Raw genomic sequence first — 16,063 nt, 5'->3', positions numbered from 1 at the left:
CCCTGAAAGACATGATTGCCATGACTGCCGTAACCGACACCCTTCTCAACGCCCTCGAACACTGCGGTATGGTCGAAATCGACGGCCTGCACGCTTTCGAATTCGCCCTCGACGAAGACGACAACCTGCACATCGAATGCATCGATGGCCGGGCAGCCAAGCATTGGGAGTTCACCCCGGCTCAGGTGGCAGCGGCGACGTTTGATGAAGATCTGCAGAGCTGGCTGATCGTCGGTTTTTCCAGCGACACCAAAACCGTTGGCGAACACCGTCTGGTCTGCCTTGGCGATGTACTGAGCAGCGCCGACGACGAGGATGAAACCGAATGAACATGCGTAAATTCTGGCCATTGCTGATGGCCGGCAGCGTCGGCGCGATGGGGCTTTCCAGTGCCTCGGCCGAAAGCTTCCAGTTGCTGGTCGGCTCCTACACCGCCGGCACCAGCGAAGGCATCTACCGGATGAACTTCGACAGCGCCACCGGCCAGATCGACGCCAAGCCGCTGCAAGTGATCAAGAGCGAAAACCCGTCGTGGCTGACCCTGTCCAAGGATCAGCACCGGGTGTTCGTGGTCAATGAAAACGGTCCTGGCCAGACAGATCCGGTCGGCCGCGTCAGCAGTTATTCTATCGATCCGAAGACCCACGTCCTGACCCTGATCAATCAGGTCCAGAGCCTGGGCAACGAGCCGACCCATTCGAGCCTCAGCGGCGACGCCAGCCATCTGTTCGTCAGCAACTACTCGGTGGTTGAAGATCCGGGTGGCACCCTCGCGGTGTTGCCGGTGGGCAGCGACGGCAAGCTCAAACCGGTGGTGCAGATGAGCGCGCACCCGGCGAGCCGGGTCAATCCCGAGCGTCAGGCCTCGAACCACGTGCACTCGACGGTGTCCTCGCCGGACGGTCGTTACGTGTTCTCCAATGATCTGGGCGCCGACAAGGTCTTCATCTACCAATTCGACCCGAAAGCCAACCCGGATCTGCCGCTGACCCCGGCGAAAACCGCGTCGGTGCAACTGCCAGCCGGCAGCGGCCCGCGTCATCTGCTGTTCAGCGCTGACGGCAAACACGCCTGGCTGACCATGGAAATGAGCGCTCAGGTCGCAGTATTCGACTACAAGGACGGCGTCCTGACCCAGACGCAAATGGTCGATCTGGCTGCCGGCCAGCCGACGTCGGACAAGGCTGCCGCCGCGCTGCACGCGTCTGCCGACGGCAAATTCCTCTACGTCAGCAACCGTGGCACCGCCAATCAGTTGCTGGTGTTCGCAATCGACCCGGCCAGCGGCCAGCTCAAGGAACTGCAACGACGTTCGGTGGAAGGCGATCACCCGCGTGAGTTCAGCCTCGATCCGAGCGGCAAATTCCTGCTGATCGCCAACCAGAAGAGCAACCAGATTGTCGTGGTCGAGCGCGACGGCAAGACCGGTCTGCTGGGCAAAACCGTGCAAAAACTGCCGATGGACGCCCCGAGCGACCTCAAGTTTCTCGTGCGTCAATAAGCCGCAGGCCCCGGTCTGCGGGGCCTGAAGCTTTGTATTAATCCTGCTGATAACAGGTAATGTTGCAAAGCATTTCAAGCGATCAACCCTCGAGCGTTAAGTTTGCTTCACGGCCCAACCGGGCAAGCAAGCCAACTGAACACGAGGGTTACCGCCATGAACTTCAATCTCTTCTCCGTGATTGCCGCCTCCGCCATCTCCGCCACCGTGGCTCTGCCAGCCAGTGCCAACGTTGAAATCAGCGACAAAAAATCCCACACCCAGAGCTACACCCAGAAATACCTGCAACAAAGCGCCAACTTCTACGCCGCGCTGGATCACAAAGCTCAACACTGAAATTTCCGTCACGCCCTGGAACTGCCCAAGGCTGCGATCCTTTGATCTTGTTTATCAAAAAGCAAAATCAAAAGATCGCAGCCTTGGGCAGTTTTTTGCCTGCTTAATGACCGGCGATAGCTATTTTCAAACGGCGAGATAGACCGGCTAAATAATCAACGAAGCTGATGGTTACTATGGAAAACCCTGAGTGGTTACCCCGGCTTTTTTGATCGATTCTGTGGGCCTCGAAACATTGTCCACGGAGCACACATCATGGCCACTTCAATCATCACTTCCGCCAAACGCGGCGCCTACGTGGCCATCGGTCTGTACCTGGTCATGGTGCTGTTTGTCAGTCTGGCGTCGCAGTCGCAACACAGCTTCGAAGCACCGATCGACGTCGCCCATCCCGGCATCCAGTTCGAACTTCGCTCGCAAAACGCGGCGGTAGATTCGGCTGAACTCGCGGGAGTCGGCGGAGCATGAAAGGCTACAGACTCTGGGTCATCGCCGGACTGGCGTTCATGACCAACGGCGCTTCCCTGTTGGGATTCGGCCAGGGTTCGGTCGGCGGACTGGCCCGGGCCATAGAGGCCAACCACACCATCGCTCACAACATCGAACGGGCCAATGCGCTGGGGCTGCTGGCCGGCAACCCACCGGTGAAAACCCCCAGCGGTTTTCTCGGCCCGTTCGAAGTGGATTGCTCGGCCATCGGCATGTGTGAAGTGCTGGCGTAACGCGCCTACTTTTTCATGATGCCGGTGAACAGCTCCGACTCCAGAAACCGCTGCAACCAGGCCTGCAACCGCACGTAAGGCGTCTGTGCAAACCAGTCACGATCAACATGGGCGAACTGGCGAACGAACGGCAACAGCGCGATATCGGCCAGGCTCGGATGATTGGCCAGCAAGTAAACGCGACCCTCAAGCAATTCATCCAGTTTCTGCAAGAACAGAGCACCTTCGGCGCGATAAACCTCCATCGGCTGTTCCGGATAGCGCTCGGCGTACTTGTAGCGATTCAAGTGAACCTTGAACACTTGATCGTTGGCTTCGATCAACTCGGCGATCCTTGAATCGCCACCTAGCAACCAGTCATCCGGATCATTCTGCGCCAGCGCCCAGCGCATGATCTCCAGGCTTTCATCGATCACCTGACCGCCCGCATCCAGCACCGGCACCGTGCCCTTGGGCGAGATCGCCAGCATCTGGGCCGGTTTGGCTTTCAGGCTGACTTCGACGATCTCCACCGGCACACCCGAATAACGCAGGGCCATCCGCGCCCGCATCGCGTACGGGCAGCGGCGGAAGGAATACAGCGTGTTCATTTCACCTCCAGTGTGCTCAAACCGTTGCCCTGGCGCTGTACCTGAATCTGCACCGGAATCCGCTCGTGCATTTCCTGCACGTGGGAAATCACCGCGACCTTGCGGCCCTGCGCCTGCAAACCGTCGAGGGCGTCCATGGCCAGTTGCAGGGATTCCGGATCGAGGCTGCCGAAGCCCTCGTCGATGAACAGCGATTCGATCTTCAACGTGCTCGACGCCATCGAGGCCAGACCCAGCGCGAGGGCCAGCGACACGAGGAAGGTTTCGCCGCCGGACAGCGAATGCACCGAACGCAGTTCGTCGCCCATCTCCGTGTCCATCACCAGCAGGCCGAGCATGCTGCCGCCGCGCTTGAGGCGATAGCGCTTGACCAGTTGCCGCAGCTGCACGTTGGCGTGATGTACCAGCAGGTCGAGGTTGTAGGCCTGGGCGATCTTGCGGAAGGTGTCGCCGGTGGCCGAGCCGATCAGCGCATTGAGTCGCGCCCAGCGCTGATACTCGGCATAGGCGTCGGCGATCTGCTGCGCGAGCGCCTGATTGGCGTTCTGGCGGCGCTGGTCTTCGGCTTGCTCGGCGCGCAGTTCGGCGCATTGCTGTTCGCTGGCCGTGCACTGGTTTTGCAGGTCGGCGAGGGCGCTGGCGAGTTGTTCGGCATCCAGGTTGCCGTTGTGCTGGGCCTGATGGTCGAGCAGGCGCTGATCGCGTTCCTGGAACAACACCTTGGCCTGTTCAACGGCTTTTTCGTTGCGCTGCAAGCGCTGGTGCAGTTCGTCGACTTGCGCATCATCGACCCGCAGCAGGTCTTCGAGGCCACCGTCATCCAGCTCCGGATGGCGTGCGCGCCAGTCGGCAATCTTGCCGGCCAGATCGCGGTCTTCGCTTTCCAGCGCTTGCAGACGTTCCTGCTGCGCTTTCAGCTCGGCGGCGATTTGCACGAGCTGCGTACGCGCTTCCTGCAGCGCCTGAGTCGTCGTGGATTCGGCGTTGCGCGCCTGTTCCACGGCCTGTTCCAGTTGCTGCTGCCAATGCTCGGCGCAGGTGTGATCGCCCAGTAATTGCGCAAGCTTCTGCTGGCTGGCGAGTTGCTGTTCAGTCAGCGCGTTGAGCTGCTGCTCAGCGTTTTGCAGCAGCTGTGCACGGCCCTGTTGGCGATCCTGTTCTTTCTCGAGCGTTTGCTGGCGTTGTTGCTGTTCGGCCAGCTCTTCCTTCTGCTGATCGACTTGCGCCAGACGTTCGGCAATCTGCCGGTCAAGCTGCATGAAGGTCGCGGCCGGCTCGGCGCGCAAGGCGTCGAGGGTGTCGCTCGGTAGCAGTGTGGCGAAGGCCGCCAGCTCCTCGTCCAGACGCTGGCGGTCAGCGCTCAGCTCGCGCTGCTGATTGCTCAGGTGCTGCGACGCTTGCTGGTGTGCGGTTTCGGCCTGACGCAATTGCTGGGTCAGGCGCGCCGCATCCTGTTGCAGCGTGAGCAGGGCGGTCTGGCGCTGTTCGTCCTGGGTGATGCTCTGGTTCAGTTGATCGTTCTGGCGGGTTAGCCACGCAGCTCGCTTGTCACTGTCCTGATTCAGCAACGATGCCGCCAGCGGATGCGCCTCGATGCTTGGCGTCAGCGTTTGCTGTTGTGCCGCCAGTTGTTCCTGCTGTTGCAGCAACTCTTTCTGTTGGGCAATCACGCCACCGACACTGGCACGCAGTTCGGTGAGTTTTTCCTTCAGTTGATCGACCGCTTGCTGCGCGCGGGCCTGCTCGCTTTCATCATGACGGCCAAGACTTTGCAACAGGGCTTCCGGCTGGTGATACGGATGCTCGTTGCTGCCGCAAACCGGGCACGGCTGGTCGTCCTGCAACTGCGCGCGCAGCTCTTCGACACTGGCACTGCGGGCCAGACGCTGACGCTCGAGCAGTTCACGGGTGACGCTAAGAGTCTGTTCGGCGACGGTCAGCTCGGACTTGGTTTTCACCCCGTCCTGGGTCAGGCGCTCGCGCTCCTGTTGCGCATCGAGCTGACGCTGTTGCAGTTCGGCATTGCGCTTGTCCAGATCCTGCTGACTGGCCCACAGGCGCGTCATGTCTTCGATGGCGCGCAGTTGCTTGCGGTTGTCCTGCAACAGAGTGCCGAGGATGCCGATCTGCTCGGCGACGGCGTCCGGCTCGGCGCCGGCCTCCTTGAACAGCACTTCCAGCTGCTGCTTTTGCGTGGCGAGCGCTTCGGTGGCGCGAGTGGCGTTTTCTTCGAGGGAAGCGAGTTCGCTTTGGCCCTTGTTCAACCGATTGCCAATCAGCATCAGTTGCTGCAAGCGGTCGCGATAGGCATTCCACGCTTCGCTCAACGGTGCCAGATGAGTGCTTTGCTCAAGATCGGCGGCAATGCGCTGCAAGCGTTCGGCGACCTGTTTCTGCTGATCGAGCAGGGTCTGGATCGCGCTTTGGCCCTGAGTGCAGGCTTGTTCTGCGGCGTGCTTCGCTTCGGTGCCGGTTGCGACATCCTTGGCGAGGCGGGCGAGGGTGCTTTGCTCCTCGAACGCCTGACGCAACAGCGGCGCGCCTTCGCTCTGCTGCGTTTGCGCCTGGGTCAGGGCAATCTGCGCTGCGGCGAGATCCTGTTCCAGTCGAGTCTGGCGCTCAGCCAGTTCGCCTTGTTGCTGGGTGTGCGCGTGAATCTGTGCGGCCAGCGGCGTCAGCTGGGTATCAAGTTCGGTTTTGCGGGCGAACTGGTGCCGTTGCGGGGCAAGTTGTTCGAGGCGGGTGAGCTTCAGACGCTCACCGGCCAGCGACTCCCTTTCGTGCTCGGCGCTGCGCAGTTGTTCGGCGGCGGCTTGTTGCGAGTCTTGCAGCCGCAGCAGTTCCTTGAGCCAGTCATGCTGCTGCTCGATTTGTTTGAGCTGCGCCTGCTGCAACTTGAGTTGTTGCTGGGCGGCATTGAAGCGCTCGTCGAGTTCTGCGCGAGCCTCGGGGGCCAGCGGGGTTACGCCGGTGGCCTGATCCTGCAACTGCTTGTGGGCTTCGCGGGCCTCCTTGGTCTTGTCGAATGCGCGGCGGCCGAGGCGGGTGTAGAGCGCGGTGTCGGTGAGTTTTTCCAGCAGTTCGCTGCGGTCGTTGTCGTCGGCTTTGAGGAACGCACTGAATTCGCTCTGGGCCAGCAGCACGGCGCGGGTGAATTGTTCGAAGTTCAGGCCCAGCGCGGCTTCAAGCTGAGTCTTGTACTCGCCTTTCTGGCTGGCGAGCAGTTGATCCTGATCGATGTCGCGCAGGCTCTGACGGCTGGCTTGCAACTTGCCGCCGGCCTTTTCCCGGGCGCGGTTGGCTTCCCAGCGCGCGCGATAGCGACGGCCATCGACGCCGACAAAATCCACTTCGGCAAAACCTTCACCGGTGCCGCGACGCAGCAGGGTGCGCGGGTCGCCGGTGGCGATTTCGCCGTCGGCGTCCGGCACCTTGGCGTCACGCCCGGTGTTGTTCAGACGCGGCACGGCGCCGAACAGCGCCAGGCACAGCGCATCGAGCAGAGTACTTTTGCCGGCGCCGGTCGGGCCGGTGATCGCGAACAGACCGGCGCTGGCCAGCGGTTCGGCGGTGAAGTCGATCTCGAACGGGCCGGCCAACGAGGCGAGGTTCTTCAAGCGAATGGCGAGAATCTTCATGGCTGCTCGCCCTCCATTTGTACGTCTTGCAGCAGCTCGGCGAAGTCCTTGAGCGTTTGCTCGTCGACCTCGCTGCCGTAGTTGTCGAGCCAGGCACGACTGAACAATTCCTGCGGCGTGAGTTGGTCCAGTTCGATCAGCGCGCTGCCGTCCTCAGCGCCGTCAGCTCCCCGGTTGCCGGCGTATTCGGCGGCAATTCGCACCAGTCGCACAGCCTTGCCTTGCAGGGCGCTTTCGACCTGATGGCGCAGATCCGGCTGCGGTTCGTCGAGGCGCACCCGCACTTCCAGCCACGGCTGGCGCTGGGTTTCGGCCAGCAGGTCGATGTTCGGCAGGTCGGCCAGTTGCAGCAGAACTTCCGCCAGTGGCGCAGGGCCGAGGCGCTGAAGATTGACGGAGCGGGGGATCAGCATCGGCTCGACGCTGACCAGGGTTTCGCCGTCCAGAACGACGTCGAGCACCTGATGCTGATAACTGATCTCCGAAAACGACAACGGGATCGGCGAGCCGCTGTAGCGAATCCGCTCTTCACCGTTGACCTTCTGCGGCTTGTGCAAATGGCCGAGCGCGACATAGCTGATGCTCGGCCCGAACAGGCTGGCGGGCAAAGCTTCGGCGTTGCCGATGATCAGGCTGCGCTCGGAGTCTTCCGACACCGAGCCGCCGGCCATGTGCGCGTGGCTGATGGCGACCAGTGCCTGGCCCGGCTGGCGCTTGGCATTCGCCGCTTCGATCAGCCATTCATGCACCTGACCAATGCCACGCAGATAGTTGTCACCCAGATGCGCACCGGTCACTTCGGCAGGCCGCAGGAACGGCAGCGCCAGGCACCATGCGGCGATTTCACCGGTGGCGTCCGGCAGCGGCAACAGCAGACGCTCCGCATCCAGTTGCCCGTCATCCAGCCACAACACCCGGCCCAGCGCATGGGTGCGCAAACGCCGCATCAACGGCGCGGGCAGCTCGATCCGCGAGCCGGAATCGTGGTTGCCGGCGATCATCACGATGGTCAGCAACGGCTGCTGCTCGTGGGCGCTGACGATGAAGTCGTAGAGGCGTTCCTGGGCTTTGACCGGTGGATTGACCGTGTCGAAGATGTCGCCGGCGATCAGCAGCACGTCCGGCTGCGCCAGCTTCAATTGGCGCAGCAGCCACTCGAGAAAACAGGCGTGCTCGAAATCGCGCTCCTGGCCGTGCAGGTTCTGCCCAAGGTGCCAGTCGGAGGTGTGAAACAGACGCAAGGCTGACTCCGCAATATAAAGAGGTGATGGCCGCAGGAAAAAGGCGCGGCGAAAAAGAAGAGAGTTTACGGGCAAAAGCCTCGATCGGACTGCAACTACTTCGGATAAAGCGGCGGCAACCCGCTGTCCCCGACCGGATCCTGCACCCGTTCCGCCGTCGGAATCGTCCGGATCGCCCGCCACAGATCCTCACCCTGCCAATGCTGCCCGGTCTCGCTGTACAGCGCGCCGTTCAAGCCGTCGAGTGCATCCGACAGGGGGACAAACCGCGCCGCTATATCCGCCAGGGTTTCCGGCTGTTGGCGGGCCCAGGCGTCGAGGGCCTGGCGGGTGGCGTGGGGGTCGTTGGCCTGGCTGGCGCGTTTGATGTCGTCGAGCAGGGTGCGCGGGCTCGGGCCGGTTTGTGCGGCGCGCAGAATTGCCGGTTGCCAGCGGGCACGCCACCAGAGGCCGAAGCCGAGCAGGGTGGTGCAGGCGAAAACGAACGTGCTGAGTTTCCACCACCACAAGGCTTCGCTGTCGGCCGCGCTGAGCGGTTGCGCGCTGCCGGCCGGGGTGTCGACTTGCAGGCTCGGGTTGTTCGCCACTTGCAGGGTGCGCGCCGGCAGGCTGGTGTGTTCCAGGTGATCTTCGAAGGTGTTCCACCAGACCACGTCTACCGTTGGCAATTCGATCGAGCCACTGCGGCTCGGCACCAGCGCTTCGCGTTCTTCTCGGCTGCCGATCAGGCCGCGGTCGCTGCTCTGGTTGTTCAGCACCGGTTGATCCGGATAGCGGCGCAGGCCATTGGCCTCGGTGGCGGGCAGGGCGGGCAGCTGCGAGCTGGCCAGGCCTTCGACCTTGAGGGTCAGGCTGCGGGTCAGGGAGTCGCCGACCTGAGTGTGTTCCGGCTCCGGGTTCCAGCTCTCGCTCAGGCTCAGGCTGCGGGCCGGCAGCCACGGTGCGTCGCTGGGGTAGGTCATCGGTTTCGGTTTGACCGTCAGCGACGTGGCGCTGGAGCTGACGCGCATCAGTTTGCCAGGCTTGGGCCCCTGCGCCGTGGGGTCCTGCGAGGGCTGGGTGTCGACCAGTGTGGCGCTGAACGTCTGCGGGGCGATGCTCAGTAAACCGCTGTGCTGCGGATAGATCGCATAACGCATCTCGATCACGCCATGGCGCACACCGTTGATGTCTTTTTCATAGGTGCGCATGTCGCCCAGTTGCTCGATGCGCGCGTCGGCGATCTGCAACGGCGTCAGGCTGCTGTCGTCGTACAGCGACACCGAATGGTAGATGCGCAACGTCAGGATGGCCTGGGCCTGCACATAGACGTTGGTCTGGTCGAGGCTGGCTTCGATGAACACCGGTTCGCGGGCATTGTTCTCTTCGCGGGTGTCGCTCTCGATCACCTGCACGGTGATCGGCTGGCTCTCGACATCGCCCAGTTTCAGCGGCGGGATTTCGACGCTGCCGTTCTGCTTGGGCAGCAACGTGATGATCCAGCGAGTGGTGGCGCGGTTGTCACCGTTGAGCGTGTTCAACTGGTTGACCTGACGCGTGCCGCGCACTTCGAACAGCGGCTCCAGCGGGCTCAGATCCGGTTTGCCGAACTGCGTGACATCGTTGGATTCGAGGGTGAGTTCGACCGTCTCGCCGGAATTCAGGCGACTGCGATCCACACTGGCCGTCAGCTCGGCCGCCTGAGCGGTGGCCGTGCAGATCAGCAGGGGCAGCAAGAGAGCGGTGAAACGGGTCATCGAATGTTTTCCTGATCCTGATGTTGTTGCTGTTCGTACCAGAATTTGCGTCGCAGCAGTTCGCCCGGATCATCCGGGATCTTGCCCAGCCATTGTTCCAGCGCCTGCTGTTGCTCGCCTTCGAGGTTGTCCTCATTGGGGCGCAGCAGCGGCGGTGTGTTCTGTTCTTCGCCCGGTTCGCTTTCCGGCAGCTCGTTGGCACCCGGCAGCGGCGGGGTGGTCGGCGGCGGCTCGCTGGCGGACTCGCCGGTTTGCGGCTCGCTGTGGGTTTCGCTTTTGACCGCTGGCGGCGGAGCGGTCGCTGGCGGTGGTTCATCGCCCGGTATGTTTTGCTGCGCCGGTTTGTCTTGCGGTTCGGCCGGCGGCGGGGCGTTTTTCTGTTTCAGCAGGTTCTCCACCAGCGCCTTGTTGGTCAGCGCCGGACGCAGATCCGGCTGGCGTTCCAGAGCCTGTTCGTAGGCGTCCAGCGCTGCTTCCAGCTCGCCGCCTCTGGCCAGGGCGTTGCCACGATTGTAGTGGGCGTGGGCGTCATTGCCCTCGGCGAAACGCTGAGCGGCGCCACTGTAGTCGCCGGCCTCGTACAACGCCACCCCTTGCCATTGCGGATCTTCGAAATGCTTTGCCGCTTCGGCCGGGCGCTTCTGTTTGAGCAGATGCAGGCCTTGTTGATCGGGGCGCAGCCACAGGTCCTCGAAGTCGAAGGCATAGCTCGGTTGCGGCAATGCCAGCAGCAACGGTAGGCAGAACAGCCAGCCACGCCGCCCGGCGCACGCGGCGAGCAACAACAGCGGCAACAGCAGCCAGTAACCCTGATCGGCCCAGGTGTCGAGGCGCACGGTCTGGCCATCGTTACGCAGGCTGCGCGGGCCATCGAGCAGGCCGAGGTCGCCCAGATCGGATTCATCCAGCCGTGCGCTGCGGTATTCGCCGCCGACCGCGTTGAGGAATGCGCCGAGGCCCGGGCTGTCGAGTTGCGGCACCCGGATCGCGCCCTGGGCGTCCTTGAGGAAACTGCCGTCCTCCTGAGCAATCGGCGCGCCCTCGGCGGTGCCGACGCCGAGCATCAACAACTGCGCCGATTGGCCGCTGAGTGCATGGCGAATGCCCTGGCGTTCTTCTTCCGACAGCGAAGAACCGATCAGCAGAATCCGCCCCTGACCCAACGCACCCTGCTTGAGCAACGCCAGCGCTTTGCTCACCGCCAGATCGGCGCGATGGCCGCTTTCCGGCATCAGCGAAGGCTTGAGCGCGTCGAGCAGATTGCGACTGGTCGCCAGGTCATCCGACAGCGGCACCAGCGTGTGGGCGCTGCCGGCGTAAACGACGATGGCGGTCTGGGCGTCGCTGCGCACTTTCAGCAGGTCGAACAGCTTGCGCCGGGCCTGTTCCAGTCGCGTCGGCGGCGAATCGGTGGCGAGCATTTCCGGGGTCAGCTCCAGCACCACCACCAACGGATCGGCGGGTTTCTGGCTGGTCTGTTCGACCCGCTCCCAGCTCGGCCCGAGCAACGCCAGAATCGTCAGCAGCCAGGCCACGCTCAGGGCGACCCACGGCAACTTGCTGTCGCGACCGCTGCCACCACTGAGCAGCGTAGCGTGGAAGGCCGGCGGCAGAATCATCTGCCAGCGACCGGCGCGTTTCTGCCGGTGCCAGAGCTGCCAGATCAGCCATCCGAGCAACGGCAGCAGCAACAGCCACCAAGGACGGAACCAGTGCGGCCAGAGGGCGATCATCGGCGCCTCCGCAAACGCAGGCGCTTGAGGCGCTCGCGCCAGTCAGGCAGGGGGCTTTGCAGATACAGCTCCTTGGTGAACAGCCGTTGCAGCGGGTTGTCCGGCCACAACACACGGGCCACCAGCAAGATGCTCAGCAGCAGGGCGAACGCCAGCGGCCACTGATACAACGCCTGCGCCGGACGGGCCTGGGTCGGTTGTTGAGTCACCGGCTCGAGCTGGTCGAGGGTGTCCTTGATCGCTTGCAGTTGCTGGCCGTCGCGAGCGCGGAAGTACTGGCCGCCGGTGACCTCGGCGATGGCCTTGAGCGCCGGTTCGTCGAGATCGAGGGTCGGGTTGCCGCCGAGCAACGCCGTGGCGCCGCTTTCTTCAGGATCGGCGCCGATGCCGATCGGATAGATTTTCACGCCTTCGCTGGCGGCCAGTTTTGCGGCGGTCAGCGGGTCGATTTCGCCGCCATTGTTCGCGCCGTCGGTGACCAGAATCAGCACTCGGCTCTGGGCCGGGCGCATGCGCAGACGCTTCAGGGCCAGGCCGATGGCGTCACCAATTGCGGTGTTCTTGCCGGCAATGCCGATCAGCGCTTCATCAAGCCAGACTCGAACGGTGCGCCGGTCAAACGTCAGGGGTGCTTGCAGATAAGCCTGGCTGCCAAACAGGATCAGACCGACGCGGTCGCCATCGCGGCTTTCGAGAAAATCGCCGAGCAAATGCTGAACCAGCGACAGGCGACTGACGTCTTCGTCTTTCCATTGCATGTCGGGGAAATCCATCGAGCCGGACACGTCCACCGCCACCAACAGATCACGACCGCTGGCGGCAATCGGCAGCGGTTCACCGAGCCATTGCGGGCGGGCGGCGGCGATCAGCAGAAACAACCACAGCAGCATGAACGGCGCTTGCTGGCGCCAGGCTGGCAGATTGGCCCGGGCGCGGCGGCGAGCGAGGCCTTCCAGGTCGCCCAGGAAACTCACTTTCAACGCCGGCTCGCCACTGTCGGCCACCGGCAGCACGAGGCGCATCAGCCACGGCAGCGGCAACAGCAGAAAGATCCACGGCCAGGCGAACTCAAACATGTTTGCGGATCCAGGTGTCGACTGCCTGGGTCAGGCCGGCGATGGCTTTGTCGTCGAGTTTGCACTCGGGTTTGTAGGCGCCTTCGACGAGCACCATCCAGCGGGTCAGGCCGGCGGCGGGGCAACGGTTGTCGAGAAACGCCAGCCATTTGCGGCCGTTGAGGGTATGGCTCTGACTGTAGGGATAGTGGTTGCGGCACAGGCGCTTGAGCAGGCCGTTGAGCTGCTGCAGCCAGGCCCCGGCCGGGGCGCCGTCGTAGGGTTTGGGCATCTGCGCCAGTTCGGCGAGTGCGGCGATGCGCACCGGATCGAGCGGCAGTTCGGCGCGCACGACCGGTTTTTTCTTGATCGGAATGAAACGCCGCAGTCGCCAGACCGCGAAACCAATCACCGGCAGCAGCAAAAGCAGCAGCCACCAGCCCGGCGCCGGCGGCCAGAAGGCAATCGGTGGCGGGGAGATCAGCGGTTGCAGTTGTTCGAGGCCGTTCATCGACCTTTCCCCGGACGCTGCGGGTTAAGGAATTCGCGCATCTGTTCGACCATTTCGCTCTGGGTGCTCAGCGGCATCAGCAGTACGCGCAGCTTCTGCGCGAGCAACTCCCAGCGGGCGATGCGCGCTTCGGCCTGGGCGCGGTAGGTCTGGCGCAGGTCGAAGTTGAGGGTGTCGAGTTCCAGCTGCGCGCCGCGTTCGGCGAATCTCAGCAGCCCAGCAGCGGGCAGGGCGTGGTCCAGCGGATCGGAAAGCGGCAGCATCAAAAGGTCGCAATGGCGCGACAACAGGCTCAATTGCTGCTCGGCGCTGTCGGACAGTGCGCGCTCGTCGCAGATCACGATCACCAGACTGCCCGGTCGCAGCACTTCGCGGGCCCGGCGCAACGCCACGCCAAACGCATCGCGATCCGGCTCCCGCTCGCTGTGCAGCGACTGATTGACCTTCACCAGCCGGTTGAGCAGTTGCAAAAGGCTCTGCTTGCTGCGACGCGGTTTGATTTCGTAGTGCTCGTTGTCGCCGAACACCAGCCCGCCCACCCGGTCGTTGTGACCCAGCGCGGCCCAGCCGATCAGCGCCGCTGCCTGCGCTGCGAGCACCGACTTGAACATCAGCCCGGAACCGAAAAACAGCCGCGTGCTTTGCTCGACCATGATGAAAATCGGCCGTTCACGTTCTTCATGGAACAGTTTGGTGTGCGGTTCCTGCGTCCGCGCGGTGACGCGCCAGTCGATGGTGCGCACGTCGTCGCCGGCCTGATAGACCCGCACCTGATCGAAGTCGACGCCACGACCACGAAATTTCGAGTGGTGCAGGCCGATCAGCGGACTGCGCTGGCTCGGCGTGGAAAACAGCTGCACTTCGCGCACGCGGTGACGCATCTCGATCAGCTCGGCGAGGCTGATGCGGATGCCCGGTTCGGACGGCAGAGAGGCGTTCATCGGGGTCAAGCGACGGCTACGACGTCGAGAATCCGTTGCACCACCCGATCCTGGTCGATGCCAGCGGCTTCGGCCTCGAACGACAGAATAATGCGGTGACGCAATACGTCGAACAGCACAGCCTGGATGTCTTCCGGGCTGACGAAGTCGCGACCGGCCAGCCAGGCATGGGCGCGGGCGCAGCGGTCGAGGGCAATGGAGCCACGGGGGCTGGCGCCGTAGGCGATCCACTCGGCCATTTCCGGGTCGAACTTGGCCGGGTTGCGCGTGGCCATGACCAGTTGCACGAGGTATTCCTCCACGGCGTCCGCCATGTACAGACCGAGGATTTCCTTGCGCGCGGCGAAGATCGCCTGCTGGCTGACCCGGCGTTCGGGCTTGGTTTCGCCGTTCAGGGCTTCGCCACGGGCCTGTTGCAGGATCCGGCGTTCGACGGCGGCGTCCGGGAAACCGATTTTCACGTGCATCAGGAACCGGTCGAGCTGGGCTTCGGGCAGCGGATAGGTGCCTTCCTGCTCGATCGGGTTCTGCGTGGCCATCACCAGAAACAGCGGCGACAGCTCGTAAGTACTGCGCCCGACGCTGACCTGACGTTCGGCCATGGCCTCAAGCAGCGCCGACTGAACCTTGGCCGGGGCACGGTTGATTTCGTCCGCCAGCACCAGGTTGTGGAAGATCGGGCCTTGCTGGAACACGAAACTGCCGGTTTCCGGGCGATAGATCTCGGTGCCGGTGATGTCGGCGGGCAGCAGGTCCGGGGTGAACTGGATGCGATGGAACTGGGCTTCGATGCCCTCGGCGAGCTCTTTGATCGCTTTGGTCTTGGCCAGGCCCGGAGCGCCCTCGACCAGCATGTGGCCGTCGGCGAGCAGGGCAATGAGCAAGCGCTCGATGAGTTTTTCCTGGCCGAGAATCTGCGTTGAAAGAAAGGTTCGCAGCGCCAGCAGCGCTTCACGATGTTCCATCGATGACTGTTCCTGGAAAGGGTGGCCACAGGCGTTCGGATAACGCCGGGGCTGGGGGCGTTACTTTAATCCATCGCAGGGGGTGGCGACTAACGGCATTTTGCGCAAAGTGCGGGAAATGACCGGGGCAATTGTTGGAATTTTGTAGGGTGGGGGAGGTGCGGTGTTCTTTCGGACCCTTTCGCGAGCAAGCTCGCTCCCACAATGAACCATGTTCTCCTGACAGAACGCGGTCACTGTGGGAGCGGGCTTGCTCGCGAAGGCGCCAGTTCAGACACCCTCAAATCTGGCTGATATAGGTGCCAGTACCATCAAGAATGTTCTTCAGGGTTTCCTCAACCTCAGCCAGATCCACCATGTCCGGATTGAAGGTGATTTCCAGCACATCATCCCCATTCAGCGCATCGGCATCCGCGGCCGCGATTTCGATCTTCAGCAGGGTCTTGGTCAAGGTGACCTTGACGCCATCAAGGGTCGACGGCTCGCCATCCAGCGTGATCTCCAGCTCGTCCTCGTCCGGGTAGCGGCTCATCAGGAACATGTCGCCCTTGTCGCTGTGGCAGCAGAGCATGGCCATGTTGTCTTCTTCGTCGTCGCACGGGTTGACGATCAAAAGGGCGGTGGTCATTTGCATGGGGAATTCCTGCCTCGGCGGGCTTGTTGGTCGCAATTGGGCGCGATTCTGCCAGCCCTCGGGAATTTCTGCATGTGAGAGTGTCAGAGGATGTGTCGTGAACGCGACACAGGTCAATGGTCATTCCTGGCACGCCTGTACCGTAAAAACGGGCATTCAGACCGGCGTTCCGCCCTATGAATGCTAGTGTTTACCGATGCGCAGGCCTTGGTTTACGTGCCAATGACCGAATATGTCGCAGCACCGCAAGCAGACACATTGTCGCACCCATTAAGCTGCGCAACGGATGAGCACCCGTAAAGGCATTGCCAGGGCCCCGCGAGCGGCGCCGGGCAGTCGTTTTTGCAGATGCCCATTCATGGAAGGTGAATGTGACCTGAGTGTCTCGTCCAGCTTCACCCACCTGTCACCCTGTTTCCTCTGCCCGAGAATCAGGAACAGGGCGACGGAACGCCCCGAA

15 protein-coding genes are annotated in these 16,063 nt (G+C 62.8%); 5 read left to right on the top strand and 10 right to left on the bottom strand.

The genetic code is table 11. The features are described 5' to 3' along the window. The first annotated feature begins 20 nt into the window (after positions 1-20). From LOY31_RS16550 to LOY31_RS16530, 5 genes are all read left to right on the top strand, one after another. Complete coding sequence (locus LOY31_RS16550; protein WP_085605117.1) at positions 21-329, top strand: DUF5629 family protein; 309 nt, start codon at positions 21-23, stop codon at positions 327-329. Beyond that, positions 326-1,501: a lactonase family protein gene (locus tag LOY31_RS16545; RefSeq protein ID WP_221535533.1), complete on the top strand. Its 1,176-nt coding sequence runs from the start codon at positions 326-328 to the stop codon at positions 1,499-1,501. The genes LOY31_RS16550 and LOY31_RS16545 overlap by 4 nt, the downstream gene beginning before the upstream one ends. Positions 1,502-1,657: 156 nt before the next feature. Then, positions 1,658-1,837 carry a hypothetical protein gene (locus LOY31_RS16540; protein WP_007941320.1) on the top strand — a complete coding sequence of 60 codons (180 nt, stop codon included), beginning with the start codon at positions 1,658-1,660 and terminating at the stop codon, positions 1,835-1,837. Positions 1,838-2,092: 255 nt separating this feature from the next. After that, positions 2,093-2,305: a hypothetical protein gene (locus tag LOY31_RS16535; protein WP_085603084.1), complete on the top strand. Its 213-nt coding sequence runs from the start codon at positions 2,093-2,095 to the stop codon at positions 2,303-2,305. Next, positions 2,302-2,559, top strand: coding sequence for a hypothetical protein (locus LOY31_RS16530; RefSeq protein ID WP_115078204.1), 258 nt, complete (start codon positions 2,302-2,304; stop codon positions 2,557-2,559). Before LOY31_RS16535 ends, LOY31_RS16530 begins: the two co-directional genes overlap by 4 nt. A 5-nt stretch (positions 2,560-2,564) precedes the next feature. On the opposite strand, the gene LOY31_RS16525 is transcribed toward LOY31_RS16530, so the two are convergent. The 10 genes from LOY31_RS16525 to LOY31_RS16480 form a co-directional block, all read right to left on the bottom strand. Continuing rightward, a complete protein-coding gene (locus tag LOY31_RS16525) occupies positions 2,565-3,149 on the bottom strand; it encodes a glutathione S-transferase (RefSeq protein ID WP_221535534.1) in 585 nt (194 codons plus the stop codon). Then, positions 3,146-6,787, bottom strand: a complete 3,642-nt coding sequence (locus tag LOY31_RS16520) for an AAA family ATPase (RefSeq protein WP_221535535.1) — start codon at positions 6,785-6,787, stop codon at positions 3,146-3,148. The genes LOY31_RS16525 and LOY31_RS16520 overlap by 4 nt, the downstream gene beginning before the upstream one ends. Continuing rightward, positions 6,784-8,028, bottom strand: coding sequence for an exonuclease SbcCD subunit D C-terminal domain-containing protein (locus LOY31_RS16515; RefSeq protein ID WP_221535536.1), 1,245 nt, complete (start codon positions 8,026-8,028; stop codon positions 6,784-6,786). Before LOY31_RS16515 ends, LOY31_RS16520 begins: the two co-directional genes overlap by 4 nt. 95 nt (positions 8,029-8,123) lie before the next feature. Beyond that, on the bottom strand, positions 8,124-9,764 hold the full coding sequence (locus LOY31_RS16510; RefSeq protein WP_258711872.1) for a BatD family protein: 1,641 nt from the start codon (positions 9,762-9,764) through the stop codon (positions 8,124-8,126). Next, positions 9,761-11,497 (bottom strand): VWA domain-containing protein, encoded by a 1,737-nt coding sequence (locus LOY31_RS16505; RefSeq protein WP_221535538.1) that lies wholly within the window; start codon positions 11,495-11,497, stop codon positions 9,761-9,763. The genes LOY31_RS16510 and LOY31_RS16505 overlap by 4 nt, the downstream gene beginning before the upstream one ends. Continuing rightward, positions 11,494-12,573, bottom strand: coding sequence for a VWA domain-containing protein (locus LOY31_RS16500; RefSeq protein ID WP_258711871.1), 1,080 nt, complete (start codon positions 12,571-12,573; stop codon positions 11,494-11,496). The genes LOY31_RS16505 and LOY31_RS16500 overlap by 4 nt, the downstream gene beginning before the upstream one ends. Beyond that, positions 12,566-13,063, bottom strand: coding sequence for a DUF4381 domain-containing protein (locus LOY31_RS16495; RefSeq protein WP_039766825.1), 498 nt, complete (start codon positions 13,061-13,063; stop codon positions 12,566-12,568). The genes LOY31_RS16500 and LOY31_RS16495 overlap by 8 nt, the downstream gene beginning before the upstream one ends. Next, positions 13,060-14,004, bottom strand: a complete 945-nt coding sequence (locus tag LOY31_RS16490; protein ID WP_007959332.1) for a DUF58 domain-containing protein — start codon at positions 14,002-14,004, stop codon at positions 13,060-13,062. Before LOY31_RS16490 ends, LOY31_RS16495 begins: the two co-directional genes overlap by 4 nt. A gap of 5 nt (positions 14,005-14,009) precedes the next feature. Next, on the bottom strand, positions 14,010-14,969 hold the full coding sequence (locus LOY31_RS16485) for a MoxR family ATPase (RefSeq protein WP_007913915.1): 960 nt from the start codon (positions 14,967-14,969) through the stop codon (positions 14,010-14,012). 280 nt (positions 14,970-15,249) lie between these two features. Then, positions 15,250-15,603, bottom strand: a complete 354-nt coding sequence (locus tag LOY31_RS16480) for a hypothetical protein (RefSeq protein WP_003225678.1) — start codon at positions 15,601-15,603, stop codon at positions 15,250-15,252. Between the last annotated feature and the right edge of the window lie 460 nt (positions 15,604-16,063).

Origin of the sequence: Pseudomonas sp. B21-021 (assembly GCF_024749205.1) — a bacterium.
Classification (GTDB): Bacteria; Pseudomonadota; Gammaproteobacteria; order Pseudomonadales; family Pseudomonadaceae; genus Aquipseudomonas; species Aquipseudomonas paraglycinae.
This window is presented reverse-complemented; position numbering and strand designations above follow the sequence as displayed.

Bases quoted from the DNA above. Each gene is read 5' to 3' on its own strand.
- LOY31_RS16550 (WP_085605117.1), top strand. From the start codon at position 21: ATGACTGCCGTAACCGACACCCTTCTCAACGCCCTCGAACACTGCGGT.
- LOY31_RS16545 (WP_221535533.1), top strand. From the start codon at position 326: ATGAACATGCGTAAATTCTGGCCATTGCTGATGGCCGGCAGCGTCGGC.
- LOY31_RS16540 (WP_007941320.1), top strand. From the start codon at position 1,658: ATGAACTTCAATCTCTTCTCCGTGATTGCCGCCTCCGCCATCTCCGCC.
- LOY31_RS16535 (WP_085603084.1), top strand. From the start codon at position 2,093: ATGGCCACTTCAATCATCACTTCCGCCAAACGCGGCGCCTACGTGGCC.
- LOY31_RS16530 (WP_115078204.1), top strand. From the start codon at position 2,302: ATGAAAGGCTACAGACTCTGGGTCATCGCCGGACTGGCGTTCATGACC.
- LOY31_RS16525 (WP_221535534.1), bottom strand. From the start codon at position 3,149: ATGAACACGCTGTATTCCTTCCGCCGCTGCCCGTACGCGATGCGGGCG.
- LOY31_RS16520 (WP_221535535.1), bottom strand. From the start codon at position 6,787: ATGAAGATTCTCGCCATTCGCTTGAAGAACCTCGCCTCGTTGGCCGGC.
- LOY31_RS16510 (WP_258711872.1), bottom strand. From the start codon at position 9,764: ATGACCCGTTTCACCGCTCTCTTGCTGCCCCTGCTGATCTGCACGGCC.
- LOY31_RS16505 (WP_221535538.1), bottom strand. From the start codon at position 11,497: ATGATCGCCCTCTGGCCGCACTGGTTCCGTCCTTGGTGGCTGTTGCTG.
- LOY31_RS16500 (WP_258711871.1), bottom strand. From the start codon at position 12,573: ATGTTTGAGTTCGCCTGGCCGTGGATCTTTCTGCTGTTGCCGCTGCCG.
- LOY31_RS16495 (WP_039766825.1), bottom strand. From the start codon at position 13,063: ATGAACGGCCTCGAACAACTGCAACCGCTGATCTCCCCGCCACCGATT.
- LOY31_RS16490 (WP_007959332.1), bottom strand. From the start codon at position 14,004: ATGAACGCCTCTCTGCCGTCCGAACCGGGCATCCGCATCAGCCTCGCC.
- LOY31_RS16485 (WP_007913915.1), bottom strand. From the start codon at position 14,969: ATGGAACATCGTGAAGCGCTGCTGGCGCTGCGAACCTTTCTTTCAACG.
- LOY31_RS16480 (WP_003225678.1), bottom strand. From the start codon at position 15,603: ATGCAAATGACCACCGCCCTTTTGATCGTCAACCCGTGCGACGACGAA.